The sequence below is a fragment of the Aquamicrobium sp. YD-1-mutant5 genome, assembly GCF_059509755.1.
Map to the genome: position 1 here is coordinate 160,670 of NZ_JCAKKP010000003.1, position 22,039 is coordinate 182,708.

General features: G+C 57.3%; 31 protein-coding genes. 4 read left to right on the forward strand and 27 right to left on the reverse strand.

Annotated elements, in window-relative coordinates:
* Positions 1-65 precede the first annotated feature (65 nt).
* The 16 genes from AC5XE7_RS05035 to AC5XE7_RS05110 form a co-directional block, all read right to left on the reverse strand.
* Positions 66-236 carry a hypothetical protein gene (locus AC5XE7_RS05035; RefSeq protein WP_495365070.1) on the reverse strand — a complete coding sequence of 57 codons (171 nt, stop codon included), beginning with the start codon at positions 234-236 and terminating at the stop codon, positions 66-68.
* Positions 233-808 (reverse strand): deoxynucleotide monophosphate kinase family protein, encoded by a 576-nt coding sequence (locus tag AC5XE7_RS05040; protein WP_495365071.1) that lies wholly within the window; start codon positions 806-808, stop codon positions 233-235. Before AC5XE7_RS05040 ends, AC5XE7_RS05035 begins: the two co-directional genes overlap by 4 nt.
* Positions 805-1,068 carry a hypothetical protein gene (locus tag AC5XE7_RS05045; RefSeq protein ID WP_495365072.1) on the reverse strand — a complete coding sequence of 88 codons (264 nt, stop codon included), beginning with the start codon at positions 1,066-1,068 and terminating at the stop codon, positions 805-807. The genes AC5XE7_RS05040 and AC5XE7_RS05045 overlap by 4 nt, the downstream gene beginning before the upstream one ends.
* Positions 1,061-1,186 carry a hypothetical protein gene (locus AC5XE7_RS05050; RefSeq protein WP_495365073.1) on the reverse strand — a complete coding sequence of 42 codons (126 nt, stop codon included), beginning with the start codon at positions 1,184-1,186 and terminating at the stop codon, positions 1,061-1,063. Before AC5XE7_RS05050 ends, AC5XE7_RS05045 begins: the two co-directional genes overlap by 8 nt.
* On the reverse strand, positions 1,179-1,451 hold the full coding sequence (locus tag AC5XE7_RS05055) for a hypothetical protein (protein ID WP_495365074.1): 273 nt from the start codon (positions 1,449-1,451) through the stop codon (positions 1,179-1,181). Before AC5XE7_RS05055 ends, AC5XE7_RS05050 begins: the two co-directional genes overlap by 8 nt.
* Positions 1,448-1,636: a hypothetical protein gene (locus AC5XE7_RS05060; protein WP_495365075.1), complete on the reverse strand. Its 189-nt coding sequence runs from the start codon at positions 1,634-1,636 to the stop codon at positions 1,448-1,450. Before AC5XE7_RS05060 ends, AC5XE7_RS05055 begins: the two co-directional genes overlap by 4 nt.
* Positions 1,633-1,860 carry a hypothetical protein gene (locus tag AC5XE7_RS05065; protein WP_495365076.1) on the reverse strand — a complete coding sequence of 76 codons (228 nt, stop codon included), beginning with the start codon at positions 1,858-1,860 and terminating at the stop codon, positions 1,633-1,635. Before AC5XE7_RS05065 ends, AC5XE7_RS05060 begins: the two co-directional genes overlap by 4 nt.
* The gene (locus tag AC5XE7_RS05070; protein WP_495365077.1) at positions 1,857-2,441 is read right to left on the reverse strand and encodes a DUF1937 family protein; all 585 of its coding nucleotides are present in this window, start codon (positions 2,439-2,441) and stop codon (positions 1,857-1,859) included. The genes AC5XE7_RS05065 and AC5XE7_RS05070 overlap by 4 nt, the downstream gene beginning before the upstream one ends.
* On the reverse strand, positions 2,438-3,700 hold the full coding sequence (locus tag AC5XE7_RS05075; protein ID WP_495365078.1) for an oxidoreductase: 1,263 nt from the start codon (positions 3,698-3,700) through the stop codon (positions 2,438-2,440). Before AC5XE7_RS05075 ends, AC5XE7_RS05070 begins: the two co-directional genes overlap by 4 nt.
* Before the next feature lie 325 nt (positions 3,701-4,025).
* On the reverse strand, positions 4,026-4,391 hold the full coding sequence (locus AC5XE7_RS05080; protein WP_495365079.1) for a hypothetical protein: 366 nt from the start codon (positions 4,389-4,391) through the stop codon (positions 4,026-4,028).
* Between the two features lie 81 nt (positions 4,392-4,472).
* Entirely contained in the window at positions 4,473-4,889 is a 417-nt protein-coding gene (locus AC5XE7_RS05085) for a beta-sandwich lipoprotein (protein ID WP_495365080.1), read from the reverse strand.
* Positions 4,890-5,035: 146 nt separating this feature from the next.
* The gene (locus AC5XE7_RS05090; RefSeq protein WP_495365081.1) at positions 5,036-5,374 is read right to left on the reverse strand and encodes a hypothetical protein; all 339 of its coding nucleotides are present in this window, start codon (positions 5,372-5,374) and stop codon (positions 5,036-5,038) included.
* 200 nt (positions 5,375-5,574) lie between these two features.
* Entirely contained in the window at positions 5,575-5,811 is a 237-nt protein-coding gene (locus AC5XE7_RS05095; protein WP_495365082.1) for a hypothetical protein, read from the reverse strand.
* Positions 5,804-5,974, reverse strand: a complete 171-nt coding sequence (locus AC5XE7_RS05100) for a hypothetical protein (protein ID WP_495365083.1) — start codon at positions 5,972-5,974, stop codon at positions 5,804-5,806. The genes AC5XE7_RS05095 and AC5XE7_RS05100 overlap by 8 nt, the downstream gene beginning before the upstream one ends.
* The gene (locus AC5XE7_RS05105; RefSeq protein WP_495365084.1) at positions 5,967-6,731 is read right to left on the reverse strand and encodes a glycoside hydrolase family 108 protein; all 765 of its coding nucleotides are present in this window, start codon (positions 6,729-6,731) and stop codon (positions 5,967-5,969) included. Before AC5XE7_RS05105 ends, AC5XE7_RS05100 begins: the two co-directional genes overlap by 8 nt.
* Positions 6,732-6,776: 45 nt before the next feature.
* Positions 6,777-6,989, reverse strand: coding sequence for a hypothetical protein (locus AC5XE7_RS05110; protein ID WP_495365085.1), 213 nt, complete (start codon positions 6,987-6,989; stop codon positions 6,777-6,779).
* 147 nt (positions 6,990-7,136) lie between these two features.
* On the opposite strand from AC5XE7_RS05110, the gene AC5XE7_RS05115 reads away from it, so the two are divergent.
* The 3 genes from AC5XE7_RS05115 to AC5XE7_RS05125 all read left to right on the forward strand — a co-directional run bounded on the left by AC5XE7_RS05115 (position 7,137) and on the right by AC5XE7_RS05125 (position 10,719).
* Positions 7,137-7,853 carry a hypothetical protein gene (locus AC5XE7_RS05115; RefSeq protein WP_495365086.1) on the forward strand — a complete coding sequence of 239 codons (717 nt, stop codon included), beginning with the start codon at positions 7,137-7,139 and terminating at the stop codon, positions 7,851-7,853.
* 941 nt (positions 7,854-8,794) lie between these two features.
* Complete coding sequence (locus AC5XE7_RS05120) at positions 8,795-9,394, forward strand: hypothetical protein (protein WP_495365087.1); 600 nt, start codon at positions 8,795-8,797, stop codon at positions 9,392-9,394.
* Positions 9,395-9,396: 2 nt separating this feature from the next.
* On the forward strand, positions 9,397-10,719 hold the full coding sequence (locus AC5XE7_RS05125) for a hypothetical protein (RefSeq protein WP_495365088.1): 1,323 nt from the start codon (positions 9,397-9,399) through the stop codon (positions 10,717-10,719).
* Positions 10,720-10,972: 253 nt separating this feature from the next.
* Here the strand turns inward: AC5XE7_RS05125 and AC5XE7_RS05130 are convergent, their stop codons facing one another.
* The 6 genes from AC5XE7_RS05130 to AC5XE7_RS05155 form a co-directional block, all read right to left on the reverse strand.
* Positions 10,973-13,078: a hypothetical protein gene (locus tag AC5XE7_RS05130; RefSeq protein ID WP_495365089.1), complete on the reverse strand. Its 2,106-nt coding sequence runs from the start codon at positions 13,076-13,078 to the stop codon at positions 10,973-10,975.
* Between the two features lie 77 nt (positions 13,079-13,155).
* Positions 13,156-15,294 (reverse strand): phage tail protein, encoded by a 2,139-nt coding sequence (locus AC5XE7_RS05135; protein WP_495365090.1) that lies wholly within the window; start codon positions 15,292-15,294, stop codon positions 13,156-13,158.
* A complete protein-coding gene (locus AC5XE7_RS05140) occupies positions 15,291-15,698 on the reverse strand; it encodes a DUF6950 family protein (RefSeq protein ID WP_495365091.1) in 408 nt (135 codons plus the stop codon). Before AC5XE7_RS05140 ends, AC5XE7_RS05135 begins: the two co-directional genes overlap by 4 nt.
* 12 nt (positions 15,699-15,710) lie before the next feature.
* The gene (locus AC5XE7_RS05145; protein ID WP_495365092.1) at positions 15,711-16,313 is read right to left on the reverse strand and encodes a hypothetical protein; all 603 of its coding nucleotides are present in this window, start codon (positions 16,311-16,313) and stop codon (positions 15,711-15,713) included.
* Positions 16,313-16,981: a hypothetical protein gene (locus AC5XE7_RS05150; protein ID WP_495365093.1), complete on the reverse strand. Its 669-nt coding sequence runs from the start codon at positions 16,979-16,981 to the stop codon at positions 16,313-16,315. Before AC5XE7_RS05150 ends, AC5XE7_RS05145 begins: the two co-directional genes overlap by 1 nt.
* Positions 16,982-16,989: 8 nt before the next feature.
* The gene (locus AC5XE7_RS05155; protein WP_495365094.1) at positions 16,990-19,155 is read right to left on the reverse strand and encodes a phage tail tape measure protein; all 2,166 of its coding nucleotides are present in this window, start codon (positions 19,153-19,155) and stop codon (positions 16,990-16,992) included.
* Between the two features lie 14 nt (positions 19,156-19,169).
* Between AC5XE7_RS05155 and AC5XE7_RS05160 the strand changes: the two genes are divergently transcribed.
* On the forward strand, positions 19,170-19,493 hold the full coding sequence (locus AC5XE7_RS05160; protein WP_495365095.1) for a hypothetical protein: 324 nt from the start codon (positions 19,170-19,172) through the stop codon (positions 19,491-19,493).
* A gap of 209 nt (positions 19,494-19,702) precedes the next feature.
* Here the strand turns inward: AC5XE7_RS05160 and AC5XE7_RS05165 are convergent, their stop codons facing one another.
* The 5 genes from AC5XE7_RS05165 to AC5XE7_RS05185 all read right to left on the reverse strand — a co-directional run bounded on the left by AC5XE7_RS05165 (position 19,703) and on the right by AC5XE7_RS05185 (position 21,873).
* The gene (locus tag AC5XE7_RS05165) at positions 19,703-20,095 is read right to left on the reverse strand and encodes a gene transfer agent family protein (RefSeq protein WP_495365096.1); all 393 of its coding nucleotides are present in this window, start codon (positions 20,093-20,095) and stop codon (positions 19,703-19,705) included.
* Positions 20,095-20,538 carry a phage tail tube protein gene (locus AC5XE7_RS05170; protein WP_495365097.1) on the reverse strand — a complete coding sequence of 148 codons (444 nt, stop codon included), beginning with the start codon at positions 20,536-20,538 and terminating at the stop codon, positions 20,095-20,097. Before AC5XE7_RS05170 ends, AC5XE7_RS05165 begins: the two co-directional genes overlap by 1 nt.
* Before the next feature lie 81 nt (positions 20,539-20,619).
* Positions 20,620-21,036 (reverse strand): DUF3168 domain-containing protein, encoded by a 417-nt coding sequence (locus AC5XE7_RS05175; protein WP_495365098.1) that lies wholly within the window; start codon positions 21,034-21,036, stop codon positions 20,620-20,622.
* Between the two features lie 3 nt (positions 21,037-21,039).
* On the reverse strand, positions 21,040-21,507 hold the full coding sequence (locus AC5XE7_RS05180) for an HK97 gp10 family phage protein (RefSeq protein WP_495365099.1): 468 nt from the start codon (positions 21,505-21,507) through the stop codon (positions 21,040-21,042).
* The gene (locus AC5XE7_RS05185; RefSeq protein WP_495365100.1) at positions 21,508-21,873 is read right to left on the reverse strand and encodes a head-tail adaptor protein; all 366 of its coding nucleotides are present in this window, start codon (positions 21,871-21,873) and stop codon (positions 21,508-21,510) included.
* Positions 21,874-22,039: the final 166 nt, after the last annotated feature.

Consider the following 22,039-nt stretch of genomic DNA (forward strand, 5'->3'; position numbering starts at 1 on the left):
CTCTTCCTCGAAAAAGGCCCGCTCAATGGCGGGCCGGTTATAAGAAGGATGCTGGTGGCTTATAACTACCAGTCGAAAATTGCGTCTTCGACTCGATCCATCCACGATCGGCTAGTTCGCCGCAGGCGCACTCTCTCCGCGCGAACCAACTCTGCCAATAGCGCGGCCTTTACGCGCTCAACATGCAGACGTTCGCGCTCGATGCGCAGACGTTCGGCTTCAATATCGGTTTTCACGCCACCACCTCACGCATCACCCAGTCGAGGTTTTCGTGCAGCCTGTCTATGCCGTAGTGGTTGCCGATCATCGCATCCGCCTCCCAATCCATCTTTTCCGAAACGTGGCCGCCAGACAGCCCGCCCCGGCCCGCAAGCCGTACGACAACGCCGCCCAGCTTGCGCACCGCGTCCGCCTCGTTGGCAAAGCGGCAATCGTCCACCACGACGCGCCCCTCGGCATCCAGCACCTCAAGCGCGGCGCGTTCCCACAGACCAACCCAGAAGTGCGGGCCGATGCAGTCGCGTCCGAACTCTGTGCCGAGCAGCTGCATGAACTGGCGGGGCGACTTGCCTTGTAACCAGTCCAGCGGGCGCTCCTTGCCGTCGCCCTCTAAGTGCCAATCAGTAAATCCTATTGCTTGGCACATGGCCTTAAGCGGGCCGGCAAACTTGATCAGCGTGTAGCCCCGTTGCTGGAGGTAAGCTGCTGCGGTGGACTTGCCGCTTCCGGCGGGGCCTGACAGGGCAATAATGCGGGGAGAATTGTCGTTGGCGGGGAGGTGGGCCCATGGCGAATAGACGTAGCTCATCCCGACACCTGTTCGTTGAGGGCGGCGTCTATGGCGGCCTCGTACGCATATTGCGGCGCGATTGTTCCGGCGTGATCATCCATCGCATCCACCATCGCATCAGTCGGCTCGCGCATGGCCTCAATGGCGGTGCGGGCAGCCGGGAGGGCCAGCACATACCGCCTTTGGAAGCCGTCTGGCGTGAATACTTCCTCGTCGGGATTGTGACCGTCGCCGGTCTCAATCGCCCGTGCCACCCGCTCAATCATCGATTCAGACATGGCCGGACTCCCGGTTCGACATAAACAGCGACGTGCGCTTGAACGCAGCAAGGCCGACCTCATCAATGGCAGCCATAAATGCTGCCATCAGCGCTTCGCGCAGTTTCTTGCTATCCATGCTCAACCTCCAATTCCTTCAGCCTGCTCCCCGACACAACCGGCTTGAACCGATCGGCACGGAACGGAAGGTCGTCGCAATACGCGGCCGGGTCTTCGCCGCGCTGCAATTCCACCAACCGGACGCCCATGTACGAGCCGTCAATCGGGTGGTTCCATCTGCCACGCCATGCGATTGTGTACTCATGGCCGGCGACAAGCCCTTGCGGGCCAACGCCGTAGGGGAATTCTGCGTTGGTGCAGATAACGCGGTCGCCGGGTTTCATGCTCCGCTCCTCTTGGCGTTACGATCCTTGGTGAGCCTGTCGGCGTACCAATGAAGAATGATCTTCGCCATGCCGGTGAATTCTAGAATTTGGTTTGTCGCCCACATCGCCACAACAGCAAGAATGCCGACGGCCCCGACGCTCGTCACGGCAACGCCAAGCCAATACAGAGCCATATCTATCACGCCACCATCCTTTCCGCTCCCCCGCCGCGTAGCACCTTGGCCGCCGCGCAGAACGCATCCCAAAATCGTTGTGTGGTTTCGTCACTGCTGTAGAGCGCTCCGCGCACAAGGCGCCCGTTGTGCTGTCCAACCGCGTTGAAGCAGCGGTTAGCCGCCGCCTCCAACGGCTGCGGGCTGTAGCCAGCACGCAGCAGGGCCGTTGTGGTGTATGGGAGGTGGGTCATGCCGCAATCTCCCACGGTCGCTGCGTTCGCACGCCCACCGCCGTCTCCAGCGACATGTAATGTACCGGCTTGCCGGCCCGCTCGAACTCACCAATTTCGTAGGCAAGCCCAACGGAGTCCTGCCAGCCCTCCATGCGCAGCACGATCAGCGCCGCAGCCGCATCAATCATCGGCTGGCATTGCGCCTTCCAGAACTCCCAGTCCTGCGGCAGGTCGCTGTGCATCGTGACGAAATGGCCGTGCGCAATGGGCGAATATACGACAAGGCCGTCCGCCATCAGGCCGGCCGCAGCGCGAGCCACCAGCGAGGCGGCAGCGTCGTGGCCGTCTTTGTAAAGGCTGTATGGGCTTCCGAGGTAGTAGAAGCCTGATGGACGAGGCCCGGCCGCCAGCCGCGCCATGATCTTCGGAAAGCGCGCTAGCGTGTCTTTGGCCGAATCGGCGGCGCTTACCTTGGGCACATTGTCATTGTCGCCCTCGACGGCAAGGCGGGCCTCGGTGTCGCGGCAAGGCTTGGTGTAAATCTTGCCGTCCATATTGAGTCCATAGTTCGGCGCGTATTCGATCTTGCCCACGTTCATGCCACCCTCCTCTGCGGTTCGTTATCATTCGCGGCATGCAACTTGCTGGCGCCAGCAACCATGGCTGGTGTCATCCTGTCCCGGCCAACTTCACCATGTTCTTTGTGGTAGGTAATGCGCTTGGCTGACCTACCGGACAGCCAGCCGCCGCTTGCTGCATAGTCGTCCTTGGCGGCAAGCGTCTCGTGGCGCTCGACGTACATCAGATTGGTTTTGATGCCTTCGTCGGAGTGCCTATGCCCGATATGGCAATAAGACACATCGCTCTGGCCGTACTCCTTGCGGAACAGGCCGGCCATGGTGACGTCGACATTATTGATCGTGCGCTTGTCGCCGTGATGGTAGAACAGTGCCGTCTTGCCCCACGTATAGACGTGGTAGTGCATCGGTGAGCTATCGACTGTGATACGAGGCTCATTCTCGTACATGGCGGCGAGCATTTCGCGCAGCCATGCCGACGAGGCCGGGTCGTGGTTGCCAGATGCCATGATGACGTGGACATGCTTGTGCTTCTGAAGGAGCATATCGATAATACGACGCACCGTGCGTATGACGACGCGGATCACCTTCTGGAGCCTGCTGTCCGCGTCCAGAACATGCCTATGGGCTGGCGTGACGCTTTCAAGGCTATCGTGGTGCATCAGGTCGCCCAATTGCGCCAGAACCGCCGTGTGGGCTTGTGGCGCCTGCGCTACGGCTGCTGCAAACCAATCAAGAAGAAGCTGTTCGGCAATGCGAAGATCGTAATCGTCGCCTGTCTCTTCGCGCCATGCCAGCATACCAAAATGGCTGTCCGTTACGACGAACTGATTGAGCAGGTCTGACGATACATGGGCGGGCGGCGGCATGATCGTGACGCGCGGCAAGTCTTCTTTTAGAGCTTCGACCATCGCCCGCAGCGCAGATGCTTGCTGCTCGGCTGTGGCCCGCTCCATGATATGCTGCGTGATAATGCGGCCTTCCGCATCCACCAACGTCGTCTTGCCCTTCACCGGCAGCGTTGGCGTGTATTCCTCGCCATGCGCCTTCCGCTGCTTGACGTAGGTGCCATTGGGCGTGGTCGTCAGGGACTCTATGCGGTACCCCGGCAGCGTCTCTTTCGGCCCCAGCATCCCCCGCTCCGCCGCCCGCTTAAGCCGGTTTTGCAACGTAGCACGCGGAATGCGCAGGAAGTCGGCCGCAGCCTGTTTTGTGCCGAACGACTCAAAGGCATCGGCGGCTTCTTTGGCTAGTTCGTCACTTAAAGGTGGTGTTGGCAATGATCAGGCTCCGAAATACATAATGAGTGCGCTGACGATAAGGTGCGCCAGCCAAATGCCGCCGGCCGCTGACAGAATGAGCGCGCAGGCAAAGCCGAACAGGGCGAAGTAGAAAAGAATCCGAAGGTCTGGGAGGTTGCCCATTAATGCGCCCCCACGATGCGGTAGGCGATGATGTCACCATCGACACCCTCAACAGACCAGTCCCACTCTTCGGCGGGGCGACAGTAGTCCCATCCGCCTTCAGGATTCCGGAGCCGCACCTCCACGAGCAGTCCACCTGCCACCGGACACTCCCCACCGCCCCACTCAATCCAATCCCCCATCACACGCTCCTGCTTGCAGCAGTGAACGCAATCTTGTGGCGATCATGGGAGATCGAAGTGGACCAGCGCGTGCAGTAGCCTCCGTCTTCCTTCTCCACCAGCGCCACCAGAACACGGTCAGGGAAGGCAATCAGGAACATACCGACAGGCTGCGCACCGTCTGGAAACTCGATACCTGCGGCCTTGTGATAGGTGTTGACGAACTCGATGTCTTCCGTCGCCCAAAGGCGCTCAAGGCCGATGCCGTTGTCCTTCATGGCTTGATCTATGACAGCAAGCGGGATGCACTGTCCGGGCTGTTGCGCCACGGCAGGCACGGCGAACGCAATGGCGGCAACAGCCGCAAGCAAAGCTCTGCGAAGCATGGTGTTCTCCTCTGGGCGGCATAGCCGCGTGGTGTGGTAGTTGGGTGCGCCAAGGTTGGTGGTCTGGCACGCTGTTGGCAGTTAATGCCGGTTCGTCGTCAGTTCGCCGGCGTCACCGCGGAAGTCGATGTCCGGCAGAATGGACTGCGGCTTGAACACGACGCGGTAGTGGTAGGCGCTGACGGATGCGGCTTCCAGCTGCTCGACGAATGCGCTGGTGTTGTCGGACAGCACCAGCGTGTGGCGCTTGTATTCGGATGGCCCGGTCTTGCAGATGACGTTGAATGCCGTGCCGCCCGAGTTAAGGTCCATCGAACAACGGCCTTCAATCGTCAGCATGTACCTATCGGTAATGCCATTGTAGAAAACGATGCGCCGGGTGATCTCGAAATTGTCTGCCGCGCGCTTGATGTTCTCGGTGGCGACGGTCGCATCGCTGGAACAACCAGCAAGCGCGGTGGTGACAGCCAACATGGATGCCAGCAAGAGCTTCTTCATGTGTTTCTCCTCTAGGTGGTATGTCGCGGTTGGTAGCCGCTAGGCCCTATGGCTGGCCATATTCACACTATGCGCGCATCAGTTAACTTTGTCAACATCAAAAACAGAAAAAGCCCCGCAGCCGGTCAGGGCATGCGGGGCTGGTGTTACGATGCGCGCCGGCTTGCCGGGCGCTGCATGATGATGTTGTCCAGCCTTTCCGTGAGGCCGTCGATACGAGACGCCACCCCTTCGATGGCACGGAGCATCTGCGCGGTCTGCTCCTGCATCCCCTGCTTGGTGGCAAAGGTCTGCGCCGCGTGAAGGCGATGCTCGTGCAACTGGGTGATGGCCAATTCAGCCTTGGCGCCAGCTGCGGATACTGCAATGTTGGTTTCGGTGCGCACAGCGGCAATCTTGCTTTCGATGTACTTCCAAGCGCCAAACAGCGTGCCGAAGAGCATCGTAAAAAACCCCACCACGGCCATAATCTCTGCGCCGGTCATCCAGCCAGCCCCCGCAACCCTACGACCAGCGACAGCGCCTGCACATAGGCCCACGCCGACACCCCCGCCACTACGGGCGCAAGCCACATAGGCGCGCCAGTTTTTCGTTCTCGGCCAGTATCTGGCGCGCCGTGTCGGTGGTTAGTGCGTCCGTCACACTGGGCAGAATGGGTTTCGCAATATCGCAATATGATCCCCCGCTAGTCGCGCATCCAGCGACCAAGGCGGTCATGCACACTGCCGCTATCCAGGCCGTCGACTTCATGCTCGACTTTCCTTGCTTTGTTGATTTCGTTGAGTCTGGTTTCTGTGGCGCGGGCCGCGTTGTCCTTGCGCCCCTTGGTGTACGCCGCGAACAGGATGGCCAGCGCTGCGCCAATGGCGGCCAGATATCGGCCTATGCGGCTGGTCAGGGCGGCCCATGCAGCGCTAAGCATTGGCGTCCTCGATGTAGACGCCATGCTCACAAAGCCTGTCGATGATCCAGCCGGTGAGTTGTTTTGGCAGAACAATGGAAGCCACGGCCAAGGCGCGAGCTGCGCCGGAAAACCACCATCGTGTCATGACGCGTACGGTTATTTTGTCGACAGCCTCAACCATCCGCCCTCTCCCGCTGCACCAGCCTGTAGATCGCATACCCGACACCCGCCACCACAGCAGCGGCAAGCGCCCACTGCACAGGTCCGGCACCTGCGGCCAGCCCACCAAGGGCGGTCAGCATCGACACCACAAGCGTCGGCTCTTTCTTGACGATATCTACAACGCTACGGTCGGCCGGGTTCGCCTTGCCGCCCGCAACGGGTGGGTTCTCGACGGTCTGGGCTCCGGCAGCCAGACGCAGCGCGTTCCCGACCGCGCCGGGCTGGTCTTTCCACTGCCCTTTCGGATCCTTGCCGGTCACGCGGATGGTCCATCCACGGCCGTTAGCGGCCCACCCCTGCGCACCGCCCAATGACCGCAAGAATCGCATGCGCTCGTCGCAGTAGGCGCGGATTAGCGCCTGTACACCACCCGGATACCGATCGATCGCCGCGAGAGTCTGGCCACCAACAATGCCGTCCTGCGCTACGCCGACGACCTTCTGCAACGACTTGACGGCACGCGCTGGTCCCGAGTTGACGCCGTAGTCAAAAGCCGCATAGTCCAGCCCAACAGGTAGAAGATCGCCGCCGCTCTGCGTCCAATAGGACTTGCGGTAGATAGCTTCGGCCTCGGCCTTCGACATGGCCTTGACCTGTTCGGCGGTCACAGACTTTACGCCGCGGTGCGCGGCAAGCGTCTTATGGGTGATGCCGTATTTCGTCGGGCCGCCGCGGTCGGACTTCGCGTGGACGTAGCCGCCCTCGTGCCCAAACATCAGCGCAAGCGCTGTGGGCAGCGTTTCTCTGGCCATTATGGCCTCCTACTTTTTGGTGATTTCCGCTATGCGCATGCGCCAGCAGTGACCCGGGTCGCGCAGCGCCCAGCCGACAACCCGACAGAACAGGCAGTCATGGCCGCGCGTACGCGCCATGCGCCCACACAGCGTTTCATTGGGCTGGCCTTTGAGCAGACCGTTAAGGGCGCGCGAAAGGTTGCCGAGGGCGCGGACAAGCCGCGCTCGGGGATCGGGCATGGATTTGGGCTTTCGGATTGTTCTGAGGAACAGGCAGCCACGGACGCCGCGCCGGCGGGCACGGTTCTGTCCATGGTGGAGCCTTTCACAGTCTGGTAATTTTTCGTCTCGACATATAGACATGCCAAGGTTTTGATGAGGGTTGAAATGGCTGATGAGCAGTACGAGGCGGCGATCAGGCGCGCCATTGCCAAGCGGCGCGCCGAAACGCCTGAACAGCGAGAACAAATCTATGCAGCGGCGCGTGAGAGTTTTCAGCGCACTGGAAGAGCCGCCGAAGAGCTTGATGCTCTGGATGCCGCGATTAAGACCGTCGAGGATACTTTTTCAAAACCCTCACACAAAACTGCACAACGCTTGACTGAGATATTGAGCCCTTGGATGGTTCCGGTTTTTGTGGCCGGCATCGCGGCCGGTCTCGGCGCCACCTATGCACTCTCGATCACACCAGCCGGCACCAACGATATAGATGATGCAGTTTTTGCTCAGCGCTATTTTGAGCGTGCTTACAAAGAACAGGCCGAATTGATGCCTGTAGCCATCGGCTTTTTGCGTGAGGTCACCGATGCAGTTGTGGCGCGCCAAAGGACTGATCGGGCGTCTCTGGAAAAATCTCAAAAGACCTTCATCAGCCTGGCTGCCTTAGACGCTCAGCTAGCCAAGAAACTCCCTCCGGCTCTGCCTCGCGGCACAGCTGTGATTGTGCGTGCGAACGATACAGATTTTAAGGTGCTGATGAACTGGACGCTATGCGGGGTTGCAACCATTTCCAACCCAGAGATGGTAGACATGGTACGGAACACTGTCTCAACTATAGGTTGCCCATACTTTGGATTGTGGACCTCCGGCGCTGCTACGTGGTGACCGCAGCTCAGGCGTGCCAGCCTGCATTGTGCTCTGAGAGCTTGCCGCTACGATCAAGGCGCAGCTTCCCAAATGGCCGCAAGAGCCGGCAAAATCAGCCTCCTTCACAGCCGGTTGCTGGCCCATCCCTGCATCACGCATCGTGACAGATGTGTAATATTGTGGTAGTGGCACCGTCTTTCTTTGTCTTGGAAGGGGACAATTGGATGGCTCACCCCGTCAGCAGGGAGACTACCGAGGGAGCGTCGGGAGACGCGGTCAGGCAACAACTCCATCAAAAGAGAGCGCGAAAAACAGAGGCTATATTCATCGCTTGTTGGGTAGTTGGCTGCTCGGTCGCGATGCTCGTCTTGGTATCTTTCCTGACAGGCGCAAACGGGGCGGCTTTTTTCAGGCCTTAGCGTCTACCCACAGGCCCCACACACGAGACTGCCCTGAGCCCGGCTGGAGAATCCTCTTAAGTTTCGGACAGGGTGCTGGGATGGCGAATTGCCATGGCTCGAAAGCGGGTCCCTCCCCACGGGCAACTCAATGTGCTCCCCAAACGGGTGGATCGGACGTTGGCTATGCCGGTAGCCCCCCGGCTCGCCGCCGTCTCTCTTAGTCTTTGAAGACCTGCCGAATGATCCGGAGCTGTCGAGAGAATTGACGCGCAAGCATCAGCAGTCACGGTGCCGAGTTTCGTAAGGCCATCATGGCCTTGCGAGACCGTCTCGACTGTAGACGGATCAGTTGGTTGATGCCGGGGCCACTCCGCTGGCCTACCTGCACAACCGCCAAGACAAACAAGGCAGGAAAGAACGAGAATTGTAACGCGCATCGCCTGATTATGACAACCGGATTCGCCGATGGCAACCTACCATTCTTCGGCGACAGCAGGAGATGATTCGGAGCAAAGTTTCTCTATGGACCATCTCAATCAGAATCCTTAAGACAGGCCCATGATAGACCCCCCTTTAATCCAAGCTCTCAGATTTTTTGGCCGTGTCCTTTATGTCGTTTTAGCTGCTATCGGCTTATTGGCAGTGGTCTCGCTGCAATTTGGATGGATAAGGGGTCCTGTTAAAGAGCACTTCGGCGGCGCGAGAGATGTCGCCATTGCCAGTGATAAAAGCTTCCTATCAGCCGGCAGTCCCGCCACCTTCACATCGCAATTTGTGCCGGTAGATACCAACCTGACTTACAATCTGTCAGCCCAGATACGCACGCTAGCGCCAGCAGGATCAGAGCGCGCATCGGCGCGGACATATATCGGCGTGATATGCTACGATCAAGAGCAGCAGCCTATAATGCAAGGCCTCGGTGCTCACAGGTATGCCACCGCTAATAATCGGCATATATACAGCTCCATAGGCTGGGTGACTCTGATAGGCGATTTATCCGGCGAAGGCGACATGACGCCTAACCAGTTCGCCATAGGCACTAAATTCGTTCGGTTAGTCCTTATTCTTAACTATAAACATGACCCTACGAGTGACTCGGCAGCAACATCGACAGAAGTAAAGAACGTTATATTCGTCCCACGATTGAATCTAAGTTGAGATTGACCGGCACTGTTACCGACATGTTGCAAGAAGCGTCTACCGGAAAACGGTCATTACGCACGCCAGTTACCTTCGGGATGATCTTCGGAGGCATATTTGTTCTCGCTTGTATGAACCCCTGGACAAGCTTTGGCACAAACTCCATGGATTCTCAGCCATGGCCGCTTCTGCTTGGAATATTATTTCTGATAGTTTGCAACCGAATTGTCTTTCCGCGATATTTCGTATCGATTGCGGTGCTCATAGGATCCGGCCTCAGCCTTAGCATATTAGCTTCAGTTTCACCTCCAATTGCAGATGTGGCCCGCGCCATAGCTTCATACGGAACTCTCTTGGTGGTGTTCCTTGCATTTTATAATTATTTGCGGCGTTACGGCTTTCCACTCAAAATTTTGTTGTTCTCTTGTGCTTCGTGGATTGTGTTCGCTTTTGTCGAGATCTTAAATCCACACTTAAAAAGCCTTCTGGCAGCCTATCGAACTTCAGAGGGGCGAGGTCTCACGTCCCTGTCGCCAGAGCCAACATATTTCGCCATTTTCATGATCTTCTTGGCATGGCTGATATTGGTGGGGACAAACTACAGGCCAAAAATCATATCCAAACTGATGGTACTCGGATGCGTCATCAGTGTTTTTGTACTTGCGCAATCAGCTATGGCGATCTTGTATATCGTTTCAGCTTTCGCGATATACTCCGTGTACGTAATCCTCAAGCTCTTCCTCACTTTCAGAGGCAGAATTTGGCAGGCTTCGACAATCGTACTCACATTCGCAATCTCAGTCGGAGCTATATATGCGGTGGCAGATTATGGGGGGGAGTCCCGGGCGAGTCGGCTGATGAACAACATAATCAACCATGGAATAGTAGAGGTAATATATGTCGATGCAAGTGTAGCTCGCCGCCTAGAGGACGCTATCCTTTCCATCCACGCAGCCATAAACAATAAGCTGATGCCTGGGGGGCTGGATACCTACGAAACCCAAAAAGAATTTGCTCGCCCCTTTTGGCAAGAGTACCTATGGTCGCCTTCGACTGGCAACAAAATCATGAGCTGGAGCGGAGCCATCATCTATGAGTTGGGGATATTCGGTTTTTTGGCATACTTTTTGTTCCTATGGAGCGCTTGCCGGAAGGGGTCTGCCAGCCTTGGCGAGGTCGCGGTCTTCATGGTTTTTGCTGTGGGGGCGATCCCTGTAGCTTTCCCGCTGATCCCGATGCTGCTTGCCCTCTGGTGCTTTCAAGGTAGGGAGATACGGATGGCGCGAAGAAATCGCCTCAAGACCGGAACTCCCACCAAGATAGCGCCATCTAGCGCCAATTAGATCAGCCGGATGCCTATTGCCACAAGCCGCTGCGATCCCAAGGCGAAGTTAGCTGGCGAGTACAAATTCGTAATGTTTATGGCCGGGAAACTCATCGCCGATCGGGCGCGATTGTTGTGATTTTTATCGTATAGGGCCATAGCCGCCGTACCCGCCAGCTTAGCTCTTTAAACCTTTGTCGGGGTGAGTGTCTGCGGGGCGGTAAATGCCAATCCAAACGCGCCGATCCCGCGAAGGAGAACCCCACAACGGCCTAGCTCAAATACTCAGCGCTCAGATAGATCATGCCAGTTAGGGGATTGGCACTGGTGTTTCGCACCCGCACGATTGCTTTGTTGGCTGTTACGCTATGTATGTTATCCACGACGATAGCTGCCCCAGTTGTAGGAGTTGATACTGAAGCCGATATACTGTTGGGGGTGACAGCAAAGGCGGTTGCAAACGGCACAGTAACATTAGCAGCCGAACTCCCGGCCAATTCTCCAGTAGTGATAGATACCTTTTTTGCTGTGGACCCGTCCGGCCCATCGCCAATGACATCTAGTCCCGTGACCCCAGATAAGTAATGAACCTTGTTGCGTGTTGTGTTGCCCCATATTATCGGGTTTGTGACTTTGATGCTGTCCGATGCCATGACGGCAACACCAGTGTGTTGAGTAGGGATGGCTTGATCGTCATACGCCTGCACATGGTTAAACGATCCATTTATAGAGCGCTGAACTCCGGCCTGCTGAATGGCAATAAACCCAAAGAACTCTCCACCGCCCTGACCATTATTCCGAGATATGTCTCCAGCAACAGTCCAGTTCTTAGCACCAAGAAGGAGGCACCCAGACTGGCGGTTAAACTCCCACAAGTTACCGATTAGCGTCAGTCCATCAAGCACTTCGCCGCGCGCCAATGCGGCGGCGTTAAGAACCGATGCGCGAAATCCTAAGATGCCGCGTCGGCCGACGCAGCCCTGAACGGTTACTTGGCGAGAGCCGCGCACATCAATGGCATGCCAGTTGGAATTGTTGATGTCGGCAATGCAGTTGATGACCTTGGCCAGTAAGGTGCCATCGTTGATCGCAATGCCAGCATGGTCGGTGTCGTCAATGCGAAGCTTGTAAAATAAGATGTCTCGACATGGGATAGTATCGTTTCCAAGACCGTTTGAGCGATCGGTCATAAAGACCTGTTCGCCACAGTCGCCCCCAGCGGCATAGCGAACCGTGATGTTCGTCGCACCCTTTCCGGCGACACCGGACGCTATAGCCAGACCTTTCCGCCGGGAATGACGAACGTCGAACCCGCTCAGGATCACGTCCTCGACGTTGTAAACCAGCAATAGGCTCCTGTCCGTCCCCATATTAGACATCGCGGGCCGGTTTCCGTCGAACTTCAAACGGCCTTTGAGCCGAAAACCATCTGCACCTTGGACGAGAAACCCGTTCTTGTCTTCGTTCGGGCCAGCTAGTTTCAAGGTGGCGTTACCTCTCAGAGTAACGCCGGGCGCCGCTATGTTGGTTTCGAGCGGGAAGAAGTAAGTGCGGTCTCCCAAATCAACGATTTTGCTACCGAGCAATGATGACGTAGCAGCAAGAGTTTTGGAGAGGATGGCTCTGTTTGCAGACGTAGCGGTATCGTCATCTGGGATAAGCCCAAATGCCTCCGCAAACAGAGCCCCAGCCATCGCCACGACATACAGCTTAACGCCACCGGCAGTCTCGACGTGATTATCGGTGGCGCTCGTGGCGGCCTCCTCATACAGGAATTCACCGGCCTGCCACCGAGTTCCAGAACCGCCTGCCGCGCGAGTGCTGGAAAGCAAGTCCTGTACGGTTTTAAAGCGAAATGTCGGGTCGTAGAGCGCAGCCTCACTAGCGGCAGTCTCAGCCCTTACAGCCTGCGCTTCTGCTGCCGCAACAATCGCCGCGCTGGCCTGATCAGAGATCAGCCGATAATGCGTCCCGTCATCCAGAAACAGATAGATTCCATCAGCCACCAAGCCGGCGGCTGCGATCTGGTTGCCGCTATTGGTCAGCAGGGGTTTGCCGTTAACAGTGACGTTGCCGGTGTTGGGCTGGGCGACCCCGCCAAGGATGTAGACCGCAGATCCGGGATTGTCAGGCAGTTCCGAATCCGGCTCAGCGATGATATCATTAGCCGTGCCGCCTGTGACCGCAAACGAGATCACTCCGCGCGCAAGCTCGATGTCGCCGCCCTGCCCCGCAATGAGTGCAATGATGGCACTTTCGTAGCTCTTGAGCAGGCGGCGGATTTCAGGCTTGCGCGGATTCCACTTGCCGCTGGACGGCACCTTGTCGGTTACGAAATCCCGGAAAACCTGCGCAGGATCGAGATCGGGGAAAGCCATGCTTTTCTCCATACAAAAGCGCCCCACCAAGGCGGGGTCTGAAATGAAATTGTCGAAGTGATCAGTTGTCGGATTGGTCAGGTGACGGTGATTGGGCCTACGGCCACAGGGGCACTTTCCACGCCAGACGCGTTGGCCGCCCGGATCCAGTAGTAGTAATCGCCTGCGGCAAGGCCGGTATCGCTCCAGCTATCAGCCAGAGACGGCGGACCATATTCCACTCGCACTGGAGCGCCGGTCTCAATGTTGACCGTGTTGCGCCTGATGTGCGCCGCGACATAGTTCGGGCTATTAGGCGCCGTCCATGTGAGACTGACGGCTCCGGTGCCGCCAACGGCATTGGCGTCTTCGACGATGGCAGGCGCAGTCGGATCGGCAACCGGTGTCACGTATTGCGATGCGGACCATTCGCCCTGCCGACCGTTGGCCTGTGCGTAGCGAATTTGAGCCTCATACTGGACGCCATCGGAAAGAGCACCGGTTTGAGCTTCTGTTGCATCATCGCCTATAGGGATGACGGTCCAGTCCGAGGCAGACACCTGCTTGTAGCGCCCATCTACCTTCAGCGATCTGTTTGCCGGACGCGCAAATGTGATGACGCCGAGTGGCACCTGCTGATTGCCGACAGTGATGCGGGTGACGCCAAATGATAGATCAGAGGGCACAGGAATGGTGCTTTCGACATTCGTTTCCTCGGCAATGGGAGCCTCGCCCTCCTCTGCCGCTGCATCCCACGAAAAAGCCTCGGCCGGCATGGATGCAACCTGAAGTGTGCAGCCAAGCAGTATGCCGCCCTCCCCGATATTGAACCGGAAATCCTGCACCTCGAACACATCATCGATGCCGAACAGCGGATAGCGGATGCGCACCCGCCGTTTACCGAACGCCGCCAGACCGCGAAGGTTGCAGCGGAACTGCCCAACCCATTTCGGGTTTGCCCGGTAATAGGCCCGCTTCATCAACCGCCGGCACTGGCTGTGAGACGGCGCCATGTTGAATTCAGCCGGAGATATGATCTCCCCGCGCTCATCCACATCATCGGAATCAACCCATGCTTCCGCATCCGTCGCCTGGTAGTCGTGATCCGGCGACAAGAAGGTCGCTGCAATAATGTTGGCCGTGGTCATGATATCCCGACCACGAGAGACATCCGAGAACCCGACGACCGCATCGTCATCGAGGATGACGGTTGGCTCCTGCCACTCGTTGATGTCGAGCGTCACACCGCCATCAGGAGTCGGCACCAGCCAGCCATCGCAGCACGGCAGCATGCGGCCCAGCACATCGGCTGGCCGTTCGTCAAACCGGTAGCTACCCCACAGCCGCCACGCCGGCTCTGTTCCGCCTGCCTTCAGGGCAACAGGGGCAGCGGCACGGTTAAACGCTCGCCTCCAGCCTTCCGACGCCAAAGGCGTATTGAACAAGGATTCCGGGAGCCGCATACCATCGGCATGCCCCATATAATCTCGGATGATCGCGGCGGCATTATCGGACCAAGCAATGGTCTCTGTGACCGGATTCCAGACCTTCGAGCCCCGTGCGACAACGCGATAGAGCGTGTTGGTGACGTTAGGAAAGATCTGCGCAAAGGTTTCGGCGCTTGACGCCCCCTGAAAGGCATAAAGGGATGAAACACCGTCTCCGCGGTGGGTTTCATCCCACTCCGGGAAGACCGCCTCCAGATCGCTATAGTGGGTTTCTGTCGGCAGGCCCATGCGGTATTGGATACGCAGATGCTTCCACTTGCCGTCATAGTTCCACGGATGCTCCTGCACATAGCCATTGGCATCCAGAGTTACCGGTGCGTCATCAACCCAGATTTCTTCTATCGCGTCGAGTTCTCCGGTCCCGAGCGCGACCACCTTGTGGAAACTGCCTTCTTTGCTTTCACCAAAAGCCCACGGCCCAGAAGTCTTTACGCGCCCATAATGCCGCTGACGAGCTGCGGTCGGGTTTTTGATAGAGGTTTGGACATCCTCCGGTTTCGGCTGCCTCGGCGCAAACAGGCGCGATGACAGATAGGATAAACCCACCGAAAGGCCAATTGTCGCTGCGGTGGTCAGTCCGGCGATAAACGCCGCGGAGCCGGCAAGGCCGATTGTCGCCGAACTCGATATAAGGGCAGCAAAAATTGCGCCCTCAATAAAGCCGGTTCGCACGACTCCATGCAAGCCGAGCGAATTATCGCCCGCAAAATTGATGCGCCCCCACTTCATATCGCCCAAGCCTTCCAATATTTGTCAGCCGGGAACAGCATCAGCCCCGATGAATTGCGCGAATGCCATCCATGGCGGCCGCGTATCGCAACACTGATCGGGATTTTTTCGTTGATCCGATCCCCGTGGATGACCAGGCCAACATCACCGAATTGCGGGTCCGCGGTCTTCTCCAGACCGACAGACCGCATAATGCGGTTCACGGCCACTGCGATGCCGCCCGGCTCTGTGAGCCACGCCTGCACATCGTCATCTGTCTCAAAGTCCCGGCCATAGCGAGCGATGGGCGAAAAGCCACGCACGAGAGCAACCCACTTATCTGCCATGCGCCCACACGCGCCGGGATAGGGCCGCAAGGAGGCTTCCCGGCGAAGGAAATCCGCCAGTGCAATTTCGATATCCACGAGGCGTTTTCCTCAGTAGGAAGGATACGTGATCTTCTTGTTGAGCAGGCTGGCCACGAAGCCAAAGAACTTATCGCCGGGCGATCTGGCCTGCTGGTCGCGATCCGTATTGCGGCCATGGGGCGGCCGAGAGCGACCGAAGAAGACGTTCTCGGCAGTCAGCGACACGCTCTGCACTGCGCCCTCTACCCCCTGCATTTCCGAGCGGGAAACCTTTGGCGGCTGCATGAATCCGAAAAACAAGGGGATCGGCACCGAAACACACTGCCAATCTGGATCGAACAGTTGCAGCGAGACGGTCACCATGCGCTGATCGACTTCCTTGGTTTCCGCCAATGCTTTACCGAGAAAGTCGAGAGGCATGTCGGGCAGACCGTCGAGCCCGAGGGTGATGGCTTCAGACGTCGTTCCCGGCCCCGCAAGTCCCAGCCCGTCGATCTGGCCGAATCCATACATCGGGCGATAAGTGTTGCCGTCCAGCGCCGGCAGGTCGGTATTGCCGTTCCAAGCATAATACGGGCCGCTGAGGAAATCGAACTTTACGAGGAAGTCGCAACGCACTTCGGTTTGCGACAGGCGCTCGATCTGCTCGGGCGTGAAGAAGTCTTCTTCCATCACACATCCTCGATGAAATTGACGGTCGGGCTTCCCCACTTGCGCATGGCAAGTTCCAGATCCAGCTCGCTGTCGCTGGCAAGCCGCATGCGGCAAACCGGGTCGTCGAAGTTGAGTTCGGCACCCACCTCAACGGCTTCGCGCAGTGGTGGACGAAAAGTGAGTTCGCCGCTATCCGGGTCAAAGCCCCGAACGCGATAGAGCCGCTCCTCGACCGAGAAATGCTGCCCCGGCTGAATATCACCGGCCACATCCACATCAACTAGCATGGAAACGGCGCGAACTGGTGCCGCCTCTCTGGCGGTGACTGAAATCACCCCGCCCTGATACAGCGATGTGTCGCTGAAGGGAGTTTCGTCGCTATGCGGAACGCGATCATAAAGTTCGTATTCATCAGCCTCTGCGGGTGCCGGCTGATACCCTCGACACAGCGGCACAAGGATCGGATTTAGCCGCCCTTCCAGCAATGTCGAAATCGCGCGATGCGTCAAGACGCTATTGCGATTGCGGACAAGCACATTAGAAAAGGTCGCCTTCCAGATGCCGGCATCACTGGACACGACCTGCGTCTTGCCGCTCACAGACGACGGCCCGGCCAGTGTTCTGGGGGCAATATCAAATGCCACGTTCTGCGGAGGCAGAACGCCTACAGGCCAGCGAATTGTCATGGGTTACCCTAAAGCTTGCGAGCCTGCGTTTCGGCAATCATGCCCGACATCTGCCCGCGCACCGACTTCACGCTCTGCTGCACAGACAATTGCACAAGTGCTCCGGATCGGGTTCTGATTTGCTGGTCAGCGATATCGGCCATTCTGCCGCTGTCGTCTTGCAGAACGACGCGGATAGTTTCGGTGGAAGCGGGGGCGGTTGCCGCCAATTTCGGCATGGTCGTAAAAGAGGGAACGCTTGGCAGAATTTTCCCGTTTTGGTCGGGAACGAAGACCTCCGGCCTCCTCTCTCCAACGATGTACGGCTGCCCCTTCCTAACTGGGCCGCCTTTTTCTCGGAACAAGCCAGAAAGCAGCCCAAGAATACCACCTCCGCCGCCAAACAGTCCGCCCTTGGCATCGAACATAGAGTTGAGGGCAATATCGAGAAGTTTGTCAGCCACTTTCTGAAGCGCACCGGACAAAGCTTCGGACGCGCTTTTGCCGGATTGCAAATCCTTGATGAACCCGCCGAGGACATCCTTGCCTAGATCCCGCATTTCTTCGGATTGCTGCCGGGCTTTTTCTTGGCTATCGGCAAGTTTTTCAGCCGCAACGCTGGCCTTGGCGTAGCCTTCTGCCAGTTGCTCGATCTGCGCTTCAAGTTCTGGGGTTATGGCAACTCCAGCCTTCTTGGCGGCTGTCAGCAAGTCTTGCTTCGCCCTCGCCTTTTCCAGCGTATATCCGTAATCCTCGATAAGAGGATTCAATCCGGCCATCGCCTCGGTTTCTGCTTGAATAGCCGCGGTGCGATCCTTGATCTGTTCAATCTCTCGCTGAAGTTCGTTCTGCCTGTCGCGAGAGGAGCGGCCACCTTTACGGCCTCTGCCCCCCCCGCCGCCTCCGGGAGGATCGAAATCATTCAAAGAAACAGTTTTTGGCGTGAGGGTCGGGGCCGGCAACGGGTTAAAAGGGACCATGCGATTGATGGCATCATCAACCGACTGCTGGTTTACAACCCCCGTCTCCATAGCTGCACGAAGCGCATTCGCCTTAGCTATGAGGCTGTTTAATTGAGCTTCCGCTTCGGTCGTATCAATCGCCATTTCCTTGTTGGCGTTGATCCGATCCTCCAAAATCTTAACCTGACGCTCAAGGTCAGAAAGGTCCTTCTCCGCGGCAAGAGTTTCAACAGCAACCGGGCGACCAACCGTCAGTTCAGTTCCAGTAATCCATTCCGCGAACTTTTCCATGTAACTGGAGTTGGCAAGATCATCCAGGAAACTATCAAGCGCACCGTGCGCTTCTTGGATTTTGCTGATGAATCCAGAGACGTCGAAGTCTGACACGGCTTGAGCAATGTTATTTATTCCGCCCGCGAATCTCCCGGCCGCCCCGGTTGAAGTGTTGAACTCTCGCGCGACATCAATCAGAGCTGTGCTAAGGTTCCCTACAGCCTGGTCAACCGTGAATGTTGCATCGGCTACTTTCTCTTCAAGAATTGGGGCGCCAGCTTCAAAGGCACGGAAAAAAGCTTCAGACGAAACTTTTCCATCAACAACAAGTTGCCTCAGCTTCGCAACGCTTCCCCCAGCCTCTTTCAGCCCCGCCGCTGCGGCCTGCGCAATCGGAAGCGCCCCTTCGAGGATAGAGTTGAATTCCTCAGCCCTGACTACGCCAGAACCGAGAGCCTGCGACAACTGCAGAAGCGCCCCGGATGACTCAGCGGCGGATTTACCTGATACTCGTAGCGCTACGGCAATCTTGTCGGTGAAATTCAGAAGTTCCTCGCCAGAAATGCCGAGTTCTTTCTGAACCAGCGCAGCGCGCCCATAAAGCTCTACCAGCGCCTCGATGGGGGCGGCGTTTTTCGTGGCGCTGTCGCGGAGCCTATTATAAACCTTCTCTAGTTCTTCCCCGGAAAGCCCGGCAACTTTCAGAGAGTTATCTATACGAGTAGCCGCATCTGAAAACTTTTTAGCCTGTTGGACAGACAAACCAGCCGCAAACGCCGCGCCGATCCTGCCAGCCATGCCGGTCATGGATGACGCAATGCGCGTGTTCATGGCCTTGAACCGGCTCTCCACCGCGCGCGCCTGACGATTTGTAACTCCCATAGCGCGGTTAAGCGCGTTCTGATATTGCTTTGTGTCAGCGGAAAGCTGAACCACTAAGCGTTCAAGGTCGGTGGCCAAATCGGAGATTCCTCATGCGCTCGGCGCTAACTGCCGCTATGTGCATTCTGTCGACTTCAGCTTTTTCTGAGGTCGTTTTCGATTACGAAAATTTTCAGGTGACAAGGACGGGCGCGGCAGAACTTGTTCTCAAGTTCACCAACACAGGTTTAGAAACGGCAACATTCGCAAAGGCTGAGTGCGCTTTTCTTGACGGCAACAGAAGGGCAATAACCGTTAACCCGGTTATTGCCAAAAACATATCGCCCGGAGGAACGGGCTACGCCAAAACGTTTGGTCCCAGAGACCCGCGCGTTAAACATGCCGAATGCCGGATGGTGGACGTAGACTACAAGTGAAGCGGAAGACCCATGGCTTCTCACCTAAACACCCTTTTCGAGCATCCACTCCCAAAGCTCGTCAGCTTCACGGCTACCAAGCTTGCCGTCTTCTCTAGACGTATGCGCTTTCGCGTATCCCTCTACGGCGCACAAGTATTGCCAGACCGACATTTCGTTCACCTGTTGAGGGGTGAACCCCATAACGGCGGCATTACCATAAATCGGAGCTAGTCTGATTTTTCCGCGGGGGAGGTCGTCGATGCGCTCTGCGTTTCCGCCGCCTCCCCTGAGGTTTCCCCCACTTTTTCTTCCGGAGCGCCATGTAACCCAGCGGCTAAGATCGCCTGCGCCACCAGAACATTTTCCAGTGGAGGTCGATCTTCCACGTAGGCTCTGACCTTGCCAAGAGCCTCAGTCGGGGACATCCCGCCGCCAATCAGCCCGAGCCTGATGACATTCGTGATGTCTTCCATGCGCCACTGTCCGTCATACAAGCGGTTCAGCACGACATATGGGCCTGAATTACACCTCTCCTGAAGTTCAACCAACTGCCCCCAAGCGAGCCGAAAGCGAAAGTCGCCATCGGCCCACGTAATATCAATCGAGGCGTCGCGCGCCATTAAGCGGGATCCCAAGTCTTGGTGACTTCGCCATCTGACTGCATCGACACAGAAAGCTGAACGCGACCGCCCTGCTCTGCGGAGGGATTGAAACTGTCGATATGGAACGGTCCCTCAAACACTAGCGTGCCTGTGTTGAATTCGATCTCCACGCGGGCATTGATCGGCTCAGTGCTGTAGGCTGCATCGGTCCACGTCTGAATCGACTCGGCAGCGGCCAGCCCCTCACCAGTAATCGACGCAGACAGCGATTCCGTGTCTCGCGCAATCCAGAATGGTGCGTCGGGGTCGTCGCAATCCGGGATTGTGATTTCCTGAAGGTTCTTGGAAAGCGTGAATGCTTTAGAAGTGAAACCGCACGGGGCGACAAACTGCTCAGGGCTCGCTCCATCGCCAAGAAGAATACGGAAGCGGCCGAATTTTGCCGTGGTAGGCTGTGCCATTGAGGTGGCCTTTCTATGCGCAACAAAAAGGCCGCTCGTGGCGGCCCGTGTAGATGGGAATGTGAGGTTCCGGGAAGAAGCCTATGGCTCCTCGACGATAGCCTCGTATCTGATGGAAGCTTGCTTCAGGGCGCCGGCACGGATGTAATCTGTCCGCCAGTGATTGAAGGTAACAAGCGCGTTGGTGGTGAGCGTCGGCTCCCAATTTCTGAGGGCAGACCGAACCAAGTCCGAAACACGTCTTACTTCAGCCAGACTGCCCGAAATCGACCATGCATCAACCTGGATCATGACGTCGCCGCCGACAATGCAGTCCGCGTCTGCGGACTGATAGTTAGATGCCCCTATACTGATGTATGGGGCTTTATCCGTACCCGTGTGCCATGCCGGGTTTGGGATATCGACGATACGCGCAGCAGGCACCATGGCTGTAACGGTCGCATCGCTTCGCAGACGCGCTATGATCGCGCCCTGTAGTTCTAGGACTGGATCGGCCATTGACTACCCTTTGCTGGCGGCTACTTCCTTGGCCGATTTCGTTATGGCGCGCGTGATGCGAGACTTCGTGCGCCGGCGTAACGCCCTGTAGCTCACAAAGAAAAATGGCTGCGCCTGCGTTCCGGGGTGCATCGAGCCAGCGAACATGCCGCCGTTGACATGGGCTGCGGTGGCAAATTCCACCAAGTGGGCGTATCTGACCTTACTGTTGCCGGCGTATATCGTCAGCGTCAGTTTCCCGTCAGAAGACTTCAATGTCCCTATACGCTGGCTGTATTTAGGGGCCTCACCCCACGTCCACCCGATAGAATCGCGCAACTCACCAGTATCGACCGCCACCAGTGATTTCATTAGGGTGACTATCTCGTCAGCCCCCTGAGCCATCGCTTCTTTGATTCTCTTTTCGGCGGCAATCGGAAGTTTCGCTAGTTTTCGGTTCAACCGATCTAGACCCAATATGGCCTTGGCCATCTACCCGGCTTGCCCTTCGACAATCAACATTTCCAGATAGGCATTGCGCTCATCCGGATTGACGATTGTCTTGATGTTATATGTGCGGCCATTTCTGACATTGCGCACGCGCCAGTCTGGGCCGACGGCACGTGTTGCCGAACTTGACCGCACAATCAGGTTGTAAGGCTGCTCTGACGCCAAACGGGATGCCACAACGCTTTCGACAGTCAGGCGCGATCCAAACAATGGCGCCAACCGCGCCGCATCCTGAAAACGCTCGACATAGCCGGTAGTGATTCCGCCGTAGCCGTCATCGATATTGTCCGGCTCCAGGAAGGCTACTCGTTCGCTGAGTGAGCCGGCACCGGCTCGTTTTCTGGCCATTCTACCGGCTCCTCGTCTTTTAGGAATACAGGCCCACCAACCCGCTCGACCTTGCGCCAACCGTCCTCTACGTACTCGCGCGTTTCGACGTGCACGTATGTCGGCTCCTCATCCTTGCTTGCCTTCCGCATACGCACGGCTTTCCCAGCCGCTACTGCAAGCGTGG

Excerpts from the sequence above, each read along its gene's own strand:
- AC5XE7_RS05040 (WP_495365071.1), bottom strand. The coding sequence starts at position 808 with ATGAGCTACGTCTATTCGCCATGGGCCCACCTCCCCGCCAACGACAAT.
- AC5XE7_RS05045 (WP_495365072.1), bottom strand. The coding sequence starts at position 1,068 with ATGTCTGAATCGATGATTGAGCGGGTGGCACGGGCGATTGAGACCGGC.
- AC5XE7_RS05050 (WP_495365073.1), bottom strand. The coding sequence starts at position 1,186 with ATGGATAGCAAGAAACTGCGCGAAGCGCTGATGGCAGCATTTATGGCT.
- AC5XE7_RS05055 (WP_495365074.1), bottom strand. The coding sequence starts at position 1,451 with ATGAAACCCGGCGACCGCGTTATCTGCACCAACGCAGAATTCCCCTAC.
- AC5XE7_RS05065 (WP_495365076.1), bottom strand. The coding sequence starts at position 1,860 with ATGACCCACCTCCCATACACCACAACGGCCCTGCTGCGTGCTGGCTAC.
- AC5XE7_RS05070 (WP_495365077.1), bottom strand. The coding sequence starts at position 2,441 with ATGAACGTGGGCAAGATCGAATACGCGCCGAACTATGGACTCAATATG.
- AC5XE7_RS05080 (WP_495365079.1), bottom strand. The coding sequence starts at position 4,391 with ATGCTTCGCAGAGCTTTGCTTGCGGCTGTTGCCGCCATTGCGTTCGCC.
- AC5XE7_RS05085 (WP_495365080.1), bottom strand. The coding sequence starts at position 4,889 with ATGAAGAAGCTCTTGCTGGCATCCATGTTGGCTGTCACCACCGCGCTT.
- AC5XE7_RS05090 (WP_495365081.1), bottom strand. The coding sequence starts at position 5,374 with ATGACCGGCGCAGAGATTATGGCCGTGGTGGGGTTTTTTACGATGCTC.
- AC5XE7_RS05095 (WP_495365082.1), bottom strand. The coding sequence starts at position 5,811 with ATGCTTAGCGCTGCATGGGCCGCCCTGACCAGCCGCATAGGCCGATAT.
- AC5XE7_RS05100 (WP_495365083.1), bottom strand. The coding sequence starts at position 5,974 with ATGGTTGAGGCTGTCGACAAAATAACCGTACGCGTCATGACACGATGG.
- AC5XE7_RS05105 (WP_495365084.1), bottom strand. The coding sequence starts at position 6,731 with ATGTTTGGGCACGAGGGCGGCTACGTCCACGCGAAGTCCGACCGCGGC.
- AC5XE7_RS05110 (WP_495365085.1), bottom strand. The coding sequence starts at position 6,989 with ATGCCCGATCCCCGAGCGCGGCTTGTCCGCGCCCTCGGCAACCTTTCG.
- AC5XE7_RS05115 (WP_495365086.1), top strand. The coding sequence starts at position 7,137 with ATGGCTGATGAGCAGTACGAGGCGGCGATCAGGCGCGCCATTGCCAAG.
- AC5XE7_RS05120 (WP_495365087.1), top strand. The coding sequence starts at position 8,795 with ATGATAGACCCCCCTTTAATCCAAGCTCTCAGATTTTTTGGCCGTGTC.
- AC5XE7_RS05130 (WP_495365089.1), bottom strand. The coding sequence starts at position 13,078 with ATGGCTTTCCCCGATCTCGATCCTGCGCAGGTTTTCCGGGATTTCGTA.
- AC5XE7_RS05135 (WP_495365090.1), bottom strand. The coding sequence starts at position 15,294 with ATGAAGTGGGGGCGCATCAATTTTGCGGGCGATAATTCGCTCGGCTTG.
- AC5XE7_RS05145 (WP_495365092.1), bottom strand. The coding sequence starts at position 16,313 with ATGGAAGAAGACTTCTTCACGCCCGAGCAGATCGAGCGCCTGTCGCAA.
- AC5XE7_RS05150 (WP_495365093.1), bottom strand. The coding sequence starts at position 16,981 with ATGACAATTCGCTGGCCTGTAGGCGTTCTGCCTCCGCAGAACGTGGCA.
- AC5XE7_RS05160 (WP_495365095.1), top strand. The coding sequence starts at position 19,170 with ATGCGCTCGGCGCTAACTGCCGCTATGTGCATTCTGTCGACTTCAGCT.
- AC5XE7_RS05165 (WP_495365096.1), bottom strand. The coding sequence starts at position 20,095 with ATGGCGCGCGACGCCTCGATTGATATTACGTGGGCCGATGGCGACTTT.
- AC5XE7_RS05170 (WP_495365097.1), bottom strand. The coding sequence starts at position 20,538 with ATGGCACAGCCTACCACGGCAAAATTCGGCCGCTTCCGTATTCTTCTT.
- AC5XE7_RS05175 (WP_495365098.1), bottom strand. The coding sequence starts at position 21,036 with ATGGCCGATCCAGTCCTAGAACTACAGGGCGCGATCATAGCGCGTCTG.
- AC5XE7_RS05180 (WP_495365099.1), bottom strand. The coding sequence starts at position 21,507 with ATGGCCAAGGCCATATTGGGTCTAGATCGGTTGAACCGAAAACTAGCG.
- AC5XE7_RS05185 (WP_495365100.1), bottom strand. The coding sequence starts at position 21,873 with ATGGCCAGAAAACGAGCCGGTGCCGGCTCACTCAGCGAACGAGTAGCC.